The sequence below is a fragment of the Rathayibacter sp. AY1F4 genome (genome assembly GCF_002931775.1).
Taxonomy (GTDB): Bacteria; Actinomycetota; Actinomycetes; order Actinomycetales; family Microbacteriaceae; genus Rathayibacter.
Genome location: NZ_PSVE01000043.1, coordinates 1 through 8,722, shown reverse-complemented (window position 1 = coordinate 8,722; position 8,722 = coordinate 1). Strand labels below are relative to the sequence as shown.

The following is an 8,722-nucleotide window of genomic DNA, read 5'->3' as shown; positions in this document are numbered from 1 at the left end:
GCCCCTCCTTCCGAGGTCACCGTGCCCCTGCCTCCCCGGCCCGCCGACGCCGCGGTGCTGCTGCGCGAGCAGCGGGAGGTCGGCGTGCTCTGCGCTCGGCGGGCCGGCGGGGTGCTCACCGCCGCCTCAGCCCTGCACCTGCTCGCCCTGACTCCGGCCCAGCTGCTGACGGTGGTGCCGAGCGCCGCGCTGCTCGTCGTCTCGGCGCTCGTGCAGCTCGCGCCCAGCCGGTCCGTCGCGACGGGGGCGAGGGCGGTCGCCCTCGGGCTCGCGCTGGACGTCGCGGCGCTCGTCGCGTTCCTCTCGCCGGACGTCGACGCCTCCCTCCGAGCCATCCTGAGCGGGATCACGATGCTCACCTCGATGGCGCTGCCGTGCGCGATGCTCGCCGTCGGCGCCTGGCGGGGCCTGCCCTGGGCCGCGGTCCTGGCGCTGCTCCCGGTCCTGGTCCTCGGGGCGGCGACGACGGGGGCGTCCGGGCGCGCGCCGTTCGTCCTCCTCTCGATCGTCGTCTGCTGGGCCCTGCTGCTGACGGCCGCCCGCTGGCTCGCGGGCAGCGTCGCGCGGGCCCACGTCGGCACGGCCCGTCTCCGGAGGGCCCACGACGCCGAGCGCCGCTCCAGCGAGACCGAGTCGCGGCACCGCGCCGACGCGCGGCTCATGCACGACACCATCCTGGCGACCCTGACGCTCGTGGCCCATCGGGGCGAGGGAGTGCCGGCTCCGGTGCTGCGCGACCGGGCGGCGGCCGACCTCGCGCTCCTGCGCGGTGTGGAGGCGGTGGACGAGCCGGAGCCGGCCTCCGGCGTCCGGCTGCCCGAGCCGCTCGCCGCGCTCGGTCGGCGGTCGGCGGAGGTCGGCGTCGAGGTGCGCTGGCACGGCGGTGCCCAGCCGCGGATCCGTGCGGAGGTGCTCGACGCCCTGGTGCGCGCGACCGGGGAGTGCCTCGAGAACGTGCGCCGTCACTCCGGGGCAGCGCTGGCGCACGTGAGCGTCGCGGAGGAGGCGGGCTCGCTCCGCGTCGTCGTCACGGACGAGGGGCGCGGCTTCGATCCGGCCGCGGTGCCGCCGGGGCGCCTGGGCCTCGCGGAGTCCGTCGTCGGCCGCGTCGAGGCGGTGGGCGGCACGGTCCGGGTCTTCTCGGCGCCGGGATCCGGCGCGACCGTGCTGCTGAGCGTGCCGCTGCTGAGCGTGCCGCTGTGAGCGGGACGCGGCAGGAGGAGGGGCCGGAGGACGGGACGCTCCTCGAGCTGGTCCGCGCGGCGGATCGGAGCCCCGGAGCGCTGTGGAGCATCCGCGAGCGCCTGACGCGGCCGAACCGCCTGAGCGGGAGCTACCTCGGGCTGGGCTTCCTCACCATGGCGGTGATGCTCGACATCCGCGGACTGATTTCGTACCTCTGGTCCCTCGACGCCCGGTCCGCGACCTGGGTGAGCGGTCTCTCCTGGCTGCTCGTGATCGCCGCGAGCGCGGCGGGGGCCGCGATCGCCCTGCGCCGCCACGGCGAGCTGCCGCGCTGGGCCTTCGCGGGCGTCCTCGGCGTCGACGTGATCGCGCTGCTGCTCGAGTTCGCCGACCACGCGCTGCCCACTCCGGCACCGATGTACTACCCGTCGGTCTGCGTGGGAGTGGGCGCGGGCGTGATCGCGCTGATCACCTTCCAGCCGCTCTCGCGCTCGTTCCTCGCCCTCGTGGTCCTGGTCGCGCTCGCGGCGCTCGGACTCGTCGGCCAGGCGCTGCTCGGCGATGGAGGCGCCGCCCTCGCGGTGGGCAACGTCCTCCTCGCCACCGCGCCGGCGGCCGTGTGCGTCGTCGTGCTGACCGCGCTCGACCAGTACGTGCGGCGCACGCTCGACCGGAGCCTGGCCGACAGCACCGTCCACGCGGCCGACGGCGACGAGTTCACCCAGGTGGACGCGCGCATCGAGGAGCTCCTCGAACGGGTCCGGACGCCCGGGCTCCTGGACGAGGAGCTGGGCGAGCGGGCGCGCGTGCTGGGAGACGAGCTCCGGGTGGCGCTCGCCCGCAGCCACGACCGCACCTGGCTGCGCATCGCCGTGGAGGAGTCGGCGCTGCTGTCCTCCGCGGTCGCGGTGGACGATCCCGGAGGTGCCGCCGCGCTGCTGCCCCCGCTCGACCGCTCGCGCCTGCTCTCGGTGCTCTGGCTGCTCACCGTCCCGGCGGCCCGGCCCTCGCTGGCCGTCCGCCTGGAGGCCGGCGCCGGCGGCGAGGTCGAGCTCACTCTCGTCGCCGCGGGGATCCGCGCCCGCGACCTGGACCGCTCGGTCTGGGGCATCCTGAGCGAGATCGGCGAGCACCGCACGACGACCGATCACGGCGCGACGAGGATCCGCGTCGCGCACCGCCCCCGGAGGAGGACGACGACATGACCATCGAGCCCGCGATCACGCTGGCCATCCTCGACGACCACCCGATCCTGCTGTCGGCGCTGGCGGAGTGGATCCGCCGCTCGGGCACGGACATCCGCGTGGCGGCGACGGCCGGCACCTGGACGGACCTGCTCGCTCACCCGGCCTTCCCGACCGACGTGGTGCTGCTCGACATCGACCTCGGCGACGAGCTCGACCTCGCCATGAAGATCCGGATCATCGCGGCCGCCGGCGCCGCCACGATCATCATCAGCACCCACTCCGAGCCGGCCACGATCAGCCGGGCGCTCCAGGCCGGAGCCCACGGCTACGTGGTCAAGAGCGAGCGGACCGAGACGATCCTCGCGGCGATCCGCGCAGCGGCGCGCGACGAGCGCTTCCTGACGGCGCAGACGCGGGAGCTGCTCGGGGCCGACCGCCCGGGCACCCTGACGCACCGCGAGCGGGAGATCGTCCGCCTCTTCGTCGACGGGATGCCGCTGAAGCAGGTCGCGACGCTCCTGGGCATCACCCTGGACGCTGCGCGGAGCTCGCTGCGCAGCGCCCGGGGCAAGTACCGGGCGGAGGGGATCGCCGTGAGCACGAAGATCTCGCTCCGCCGCCAGGCGCTGCGCGACGGGATCGTCGAGCGCTAGACGCGCGCTCGAGGACCCCGCGGCCTCAGACCGTCTCGGGGCGCTTCTGCCGCGCGGGCTCGGCGGGGTCGTCGGGCCCGTTCCAGATCGAGACGATGCCCCAGACGACGGCCGCGATCGGCACGGCCAGCACGGCGCCGACGATGCCGGCGAGGACGGTGCCCACGGTCAGGGCGATGAGGACGATCAGCGGGTGCAGCTTCAGCGAGCGCGCCATCACGACCGGCTGGAGGAAGTTGCCCTCGAGCTGGTTGACCCCGATGACGACCAGGATCACGATCAGCGCGGCGACCGGGCCGTTGGCCACCAGCGCGACGAGAGCGGCGAGGATGCCGGCGGCCGTGGCTCCGACGATCGGGATGAACGCGGTGAGGAAGACGATGACGGCGAGCGGGATCGCCAGCGGCACCTGGATGATCGCCAGTGCGACTCCGATGCCGATCGCGTCGACCGCCGCGACGGTCGCCGTTCCGCGGACGTAGCCGCCCAGCACGTCGACCGTCTTGTGCCCGACGCGCTTGGCGCGCGCGTAGCCCGAGCCGGTGAAGGGGCGCAGGAGGAACTCCCAGATCTTCGGGCCGTCCTTCATGAAGAAGAAGAGCACCACGATCATCAGCACGAGGCCGGTGATGAAGTTCGCCGCTGCGGAGACGCCCGCGAGCGCGCCGTTGCCGAACGAGCTGGAGGTGAGGAAGTCGACGACCGACTGGCGGGCGGACTCGATCTGCTCGTCGGTGATCTGGAACGGCAGGTGCTGCACGTAGTCCTGCAGCGAGGTGATGCCGTCGGAGGCGCTGCTGACCAGCTCGTCCCACTGGTTGCGGACCGCGACCGTGATCAGCCAGCCGACCGCGCCGAGGATCGCGAGCAGCCCGATCAGCGCCAGCCAGGTCGCGAGGATCGACGGCACGCCCTTGCGCCGCATCCACGCCAGGACCGGGTGGATCGCCGCGGCGAGGATGAGCGCGATCATCACGGGGATGAGCACCAGCGTGAGCTGCGTCATCGCGAAGACGAGCACCGAGGCCAGCAGGAGGACGATGACCACCTGGAGGCAGCGGGTGGCGAACCGGCCGAGGCCGTCGCTCCAGACCCGCCGCTGCGGATCGGGTGCGCTCGGCTGCGGCGCGGCGGCGCTGGTCGAGGAGTCGTTGCGGTCGAAGAAGCCCATGGAGGGACGGTATCGGCTCGGGCCGACCTGCCGTCCCTCCTTGACACCCCGGCCGCGCCGCGGCGATCCGGGGGTCAGAGACCGGCGGGCTTCTCCTTCGTGCGCAGCCAGGTGTCGAAGAAGTCCGCCAGGTCGGAGCCGGAGACGTTCTCGGCCAGGGCCTGGAAGTCGGCGGTCGTCGCGTTCGAGTAGCGGTTCTCGGAGGCCCAGCGCTTCAGCAGCACGCCGAACGCGTCCGCGCCGATCCGGTCGCGGAGGGCGACGAGCGTCAGGCCGCCGCGGGCGTAGACGGGCGCGTCGAAGAGGCCCGCGGCTCCGGGGTCGGCGACGGCGGTCGACCAGAACGGGTCGTCGGCGGGAGCGGCGGCGACCCGGGCGGCGGACTCGGTGACGCTCGCGCCGCCGGTGTGCTCCTCCCAGAGCCACTCGGCGTAGGTCGCGAAGCCCTCGTTCAGCCAGATGTCGGACCAGGTCTCCGGAGTGACGCTGTCGCCGTACCACTGGTGCGCGGTCTCGTGCGCGACGGTCGACTCGTCCGCGCCGCCGGAGTAGAACGAGCGGCCCTGGGTCTCGAGGGCGTAGCCGATCCGCTCGTCGTCGACCACGGCTCCGGCCGAGCGGAACGGGTACGGGCCGAAGACGGAGGAGAAGTAGTCGATGATCGCGCCCTGCTTCGCGAGGGCCGCCTCGGTGCGGGCGCGGGTGTCGCCGGTGATGTCCCGGTCGATCGCGTCGATGGTCGTCACGCCGCCCTGGGTGGAGCGGACCAGGTCGTAGTCGCCGATGTTCACCATGGCGAGGTAGCTCGCCATCGGGCTGGTCTCGACCCAGCGGGAGGTCGTCCACCCCTTCGACGTGGTGGGGGAGCCGACCGGCAGGCCGTTCGCGACCACCGTCCGGCCCTCCGGGACCGTGATGCTGAAGGTGTAGCGCGCCTTGTCGGCGGGCGAGTCGTTGACGGGGTACCAGGTCGAGGCGCCGTCCGGCTCGCTGGCGACCAGGGCGCCGTCGTCCGTCGACCACCAGCCGAAGGGGGCCCCGGTGCCGTCGACGGGGTTCCCAGTGGTCCCGGCGTAGTCGATGCTCACCAGCGCGGGCAGGCCCTTCCGGAGGGTCCGGGCGGGCGTGACGGTCAGCTCGTCCCCCGACTGCGAGAACCGGGCGCCCCCGGCGTTGACGGTGACCTTCGAGACGGTGAGGCCGGTCAGGTCGAAGGAGAGCGAGCGCAGGTCCTTCTGGGGCGCGAGGGTGACCACGGCCCTGCCGCCGAGGGCCCGGGTCGCCGGATCGTACTTCAGGACGAGGCTGTAGGTGAGGGCGTCGAAGCCGCTGCTGCCGAGGCCGGGGAAGTACGGATCGCCGGCGCTGGTGCCCCCGTCGACGGCGCCCGCGCGGGCGGCGGGGGAGGCGATGGCGGCGGGTGCGAGGAGGAGGGAGGAGGCCACGAGCGCGCTGAGCGCGGCTGACGCACGGAATGTCATGTCCGCACGCTAGCGGGCGGGCGTTTCGTGCGCGTGTCGGCACTGTGCCGAGGAGAAGCCCCGTCGATCGACGGACGGGCGATCCCGGTCCTGCCGGGGCGAGTCAGGTGCGGAATCCGTCGCGGCGACGGAGCATCGCACGGTGGAATTACCCATTCGAGCGGTCGAAGCCGCGCGGATCGTTGCGTCGGCGACGGATTCCGCACTACAGTCGCCGTGTTCATGCAGGTGTATGGGGTGCGGTACCCGAAGCCGCACTGCACCGCCCTGCTCGGAGCAGACGCCTCCGCCGGGAGGGATGACGATCCTCTCTCCCGGCGGGAGGCGGACCGGGCGGATCCGCCCGGCCGCCGCCGGCGCTAGGCCGGGACGCGCACCGTCAGCCCGCCGGGCTCGATCCAGGTGCGGAACGCCGAGGTCGAGCCGAACGGGTCGCCGTCGAGCTCGATCTCCTGCGCGTGCTCGAGGCGGACCGTGAGGTCGCGGCCCTTCACGTACCGCAGGGCCGACACCTCCTTGGTCAGGCCCATCAGCTTCTTGCCGACGACGCCGCTGCGGCGGAGCACGCCGTTCTCCCACACCACCTTGAAGATGATCTGCACCCAGCCGAAGAAGCCCTCGGGGCGCAGCAGGACGATGTCGAACTCGCCGTCGTCGACGGCCGCGTCCGGCAGCAGGAGGATGTTCGCCGGCAGGGCGCCGCAGTTGCCCACGATGATCGTGTGCGCGCGCACCTTGCGGGTCTTGGAGCCGTCGAGGCGGTAGCGGAACTCGAGCTGGTTCTTGTCGAGCAGGGCCTTCCGCAGCGCGTCCACGTAGGCGAGCCAGCCGGCGCGCTTCTTGAGGTCGTCGTCGGTGTTGGCGAGCATCTTCGCGTCGATCCCGAGGCCCGCCATCACGACGTAGGCGTGGCGGTCGCGGCCCGTGGAGGTCTCGATGTCGATCATCCCGACGTCGATCGCCCGGTCCTGTCCGGAGAACGCGACGGTCAGGGAGTTGTCGATGTCGTCGAGCGTGAGGTTCAGGTTGCGGGCGAGCAGGTTGCCGGTGCCGGAGGGCAGCAGCGCGAGCGAGGCGTCGGAGCCTCGGAGGGCCTCCGCCACGACGCGGACCGTCCCGTCGCCGCCGGCCGCGATCACGACGTCGGCGCCCGCGGCGAGGGCCTCCTTCGTCTGACCGGCGCCGGGGTCCTCGACGGAGGTCTCGTACCAGAGCGTCTCCTCCCAGCCGGCGGCCTCCTCGGCGCGCTTCACCGCGGCCTTCACGGACTCCACGTCGACCTTGACGGGGTTGTAGACGAGGGCGGCACGGCGGCGCTCAGGCATCGTCGCGGCTCTCGTCGAGCTCGTCGCCGTTCTCGTCGACACGGCCCGGACGCACGGCGGCGTCCTCGCGGATGTCGATGCGGGTGTCGCCGGCCTCGGTGGTCGAGACCTCGATGCGCGGGGCCGCGTCGGCCTCCGTCGCCTTCGGGGCGCTGGTCAGCTGGTCGTGGCGGTCGTCCGCGCTCTGGTCGGTCATGCCTGGACGGTAGCAGCGGGCGATCCGCGCCCGCGCGGGCTTGCGTCAGCGGCCGCGCGCCGCCTGGAGACCCCAGAGCACGAGCGGGATCTGGAGCGGGAGGCGCAGCAGCGTGATCGCCCGGGTCCGCGGCCGACGGGCGTCCCGCGCCATCTGCACGTTGCCGGGGAGGACGGCGGCCATCAGGGCGGCGGAGGCGAGACCGCCGGCCGCTCGGGTCCGCGGGTGCAGCGTCGCGGCCGCGCAGACCAGCTCCGCCGCTCCCGAGACGAGGACCCAGCCGCGCGCCGAGCCGGGCATCCCGCGCGGGACCACCGCGTCGAAGGTCCGCGGGTGCACCAGGTGGACGACTCCCGAGACCGCCATCGCCGACACGAGCACGAGCGGTCCCGGGCCCAGGCGGCTCATCGGCCCTCCGCCCCGCGCTCGAGCGGAGCGACGTGGTCGAGGATCCGGCGCCACTCGCGCACCAGCGCCAGCCGGCCGGCTCCGTCGACCGTCACGGTGCGCGCCCGGGCGAGGCGGCCGCGGTACCAGCGGCCGTCCTCGGCGCTCGCCACCGGGTCCGCGTCGCCGTGGACCAGGAGCGTCTCGGCGGTCACCCGGTCGAGGTCGTCGGCCCAGGAGCCGTCGCGGAGCGCTGCGAGGTCGGTCGCGGCGCCGCTCGGGCCCTGCCGCCAGCCCTCGGCGAGCATCCGCTCCAGCCGGTTGCGCAGTCCGCCGTGGGTGGCGAGCACCGGGTCGTCGGAGTCGATCCCGAGCGCGTCCAGGCCCGGCTGCGTCTGCGGGAGGGCGGCGGCGATCGCGTCGGCGTCCTCCCCGCGGAGTGTCTCGCGCCGCTCCCACGCGCTCGTGGGGTGCACGATCGCGCCGGCCTGCGGGGGCGCGGGGGTGCCGACCAGCGCGAGGCGGTCCACGAGGTCGGGGTGCCGGGCCGCGAGCGAGAGCGCGAACGCGCCGCCGGAGCCCCAGCCGACCACGCCGACGCTGCCGAAGCGGGCGCCCTCGACCATGCGGGCGGTGCGCTCGGAGCGGCGCAGGTACTCGGCGAGGTCGTCCGCGCGGTCCTCGACGCGGCCGTGAGCGGCGTCGACCGGGTCCGAGGCGCCGTAGCCGGGGCGGTCGAGGATCAGCAGGTGCAGGCCCCACGGGCCGGTGACAGTGGGGTCGGGGTCGAAGCCGCCGGCTCCGGGAGTGGGGTGGCAGAACACCACCAGCCGGTCGGCGACGGGGTCGCCCGCCGCCGAGACGCCCATCCCGCGGCCGGACCGCAGCTCGAAACGGTGGTTCGCCATGTCGCCTCCCGGGTGCGCCGAGGGTCGGCGCGTCGCCCCCAGTCAAGCGGAGACGGCGGCCCGCGCGCTGGGCCTTGTGCCGGAGCGGGAGCAGTCGGACGCGTCCGGAGCGGGCGCGCTCGATGCGGCTTTCGTCGCGGAGCGCGGCGACCTCCCGCCTCTCGTCGTCGAGTCGATGGACGGGCTCCTCGCGCTCGTCTCGGGACTGCGTCCGTGACCCCTTCCCCCC

General features: G+C 74.1%; 10 protein-coding genes. 4 read left to right on the top strand and 6 right to left on the bottom strand.

Annotation, left to right across the window (positions count from 1 at the left end):
- From C5C59_RS16850 to C5C59_RS16840, 3 genes are all read left to right on the top strand, one after another.
- Positions 1 to 1,203: sensor histidine kinase (locus C5C59_RS16850; RefSeq protein WP_219814006.1), on the top strand; the 1,203-nt coding region annotated here is incomplete at its 5' end.
- Positions 1,200 to 2,390 (top strand): hypothetical protein, encoded by a 1,191-nt coding sequence (locus C5C59_RS16845; protein ID WP_104239690.1) that lies wholly within the window; start codon positions 1,200 to 1,202, stop codon positions 2,388 to 2,390. The genes C5C59_RS16850 and C5C59_RS16845, both read left to right, overlap by 4 nt.
- A complete protein-coding gene (locus C5C59_RS16840; RefSeq protein WP_104239689.1) occupies positions 2,387 to 3,025 on the top strand; it encodes a response regulator in 639 nt (212 codons plus the stop codon). Before C5C59_RS16845 ends, C5C59_RS16840 begins: the two co-directional genes overlap by 4 nt.
- 25 nt (positions 3,026 to 3,050) lie before the next feature.
- Here the strand turns inward: C5C59_RS16840 and C5C59_RS16835 are convergent, their stop codons facing one another.
- The 6 genes from C5C59_RS16835 to C5C59_RS16810 all read right to left on the bottom strand — a co-directional run bounded on the left by C5C59_RS16835 (position 3,051) and on the right by C5C59_RS16810 (position 8,493).
- Entirely contained in the window at positions 3,051 to 4,196 is a 1,146-nt protein-coding gene (locus C5C59_RS16835; protein WP_104251329.1) for an AI-2E family transporter, read from the bottom strand.
- Between the two features lie 74 nt (positions 4,197 to 4,270).
- Positions 4,271 to 5,677, bottom strand: coding sequence for a M1 family metallopeptidase (locus C5C59_RS16830; protein WP_104239586.1), 1,407 nt, complete (start codon positions 5,675 to 5,677; stop codon positions 4,271 to 4,273).
- 359 nt (positions 5,678 to 6,036) lie between these two features.
- Complete coding sequence (locus C5C59_RS16825; RefSeq protein ID WP_104239585.1) at positions 6,037 to 7,002, bottom strand: diacylglycerol kinase family protein; 966 nt, start codon at positions 7,000 to 7,002, stop codon at positions 6,037 to 6,039.
- Positions 6,995 to 7,198: a multidrug transporter gene (locus tag C5C59_RS16820; RefSeq protein ID WP_104222930.1), complete on the bottom strand. Its 204-nt coding sequence runs from the start codon at positions 7,196 to 7,198 to the stop codon at positions 6,995 to 6,997. The genes C5C59_RS16825 and C5C59_RS16820 overlap by 8 nt, the downstream gene beginning before the upstream one ends.
- Before the next feature lie 45 nt (positions 7,199 to 7,243).
- A complete protein-coding gene (locus C5C59_RS16815; RefSeq protein WP_181134935.1) occupies positions 7,244 to 7,606 on the bottom strand; it encodes a hypothetical protein in 363 nt (120 codons plus the stop codon).
- Positions 7,603 to 8,493, bottom strand: coding sequence for an alpha/beta fold hydrolase (locus C5C59_RS16810; RefSeq protein WP_104239584.1), 891 nt, complete (start codon positions 8,491 to 8,493; stop codon positions 7,603 to 7,605). Before C5C59_RS16810 ends, C5C59_RS16815 begins: the two co-directional genes overlap by 4 nt.
- Here C5C59_RS16810 and C5C59_RS17095 point away from each other — a divergent pair.
- A complete protein-coding gene (locus C5C59_RS17095; protein ID WP_146083129.1) occupies positions 8,492 to 8,710 on the top strand; it encodes a hypothetical protein in 219 nt (72 codons plus the stop codon). The genes C5C59_RS16810 and C5C59_RS17095 overlap by 2 nt on opposite strands.
- Positions 8,711 to 8,722: the final 12 nt, after the last annotated feature.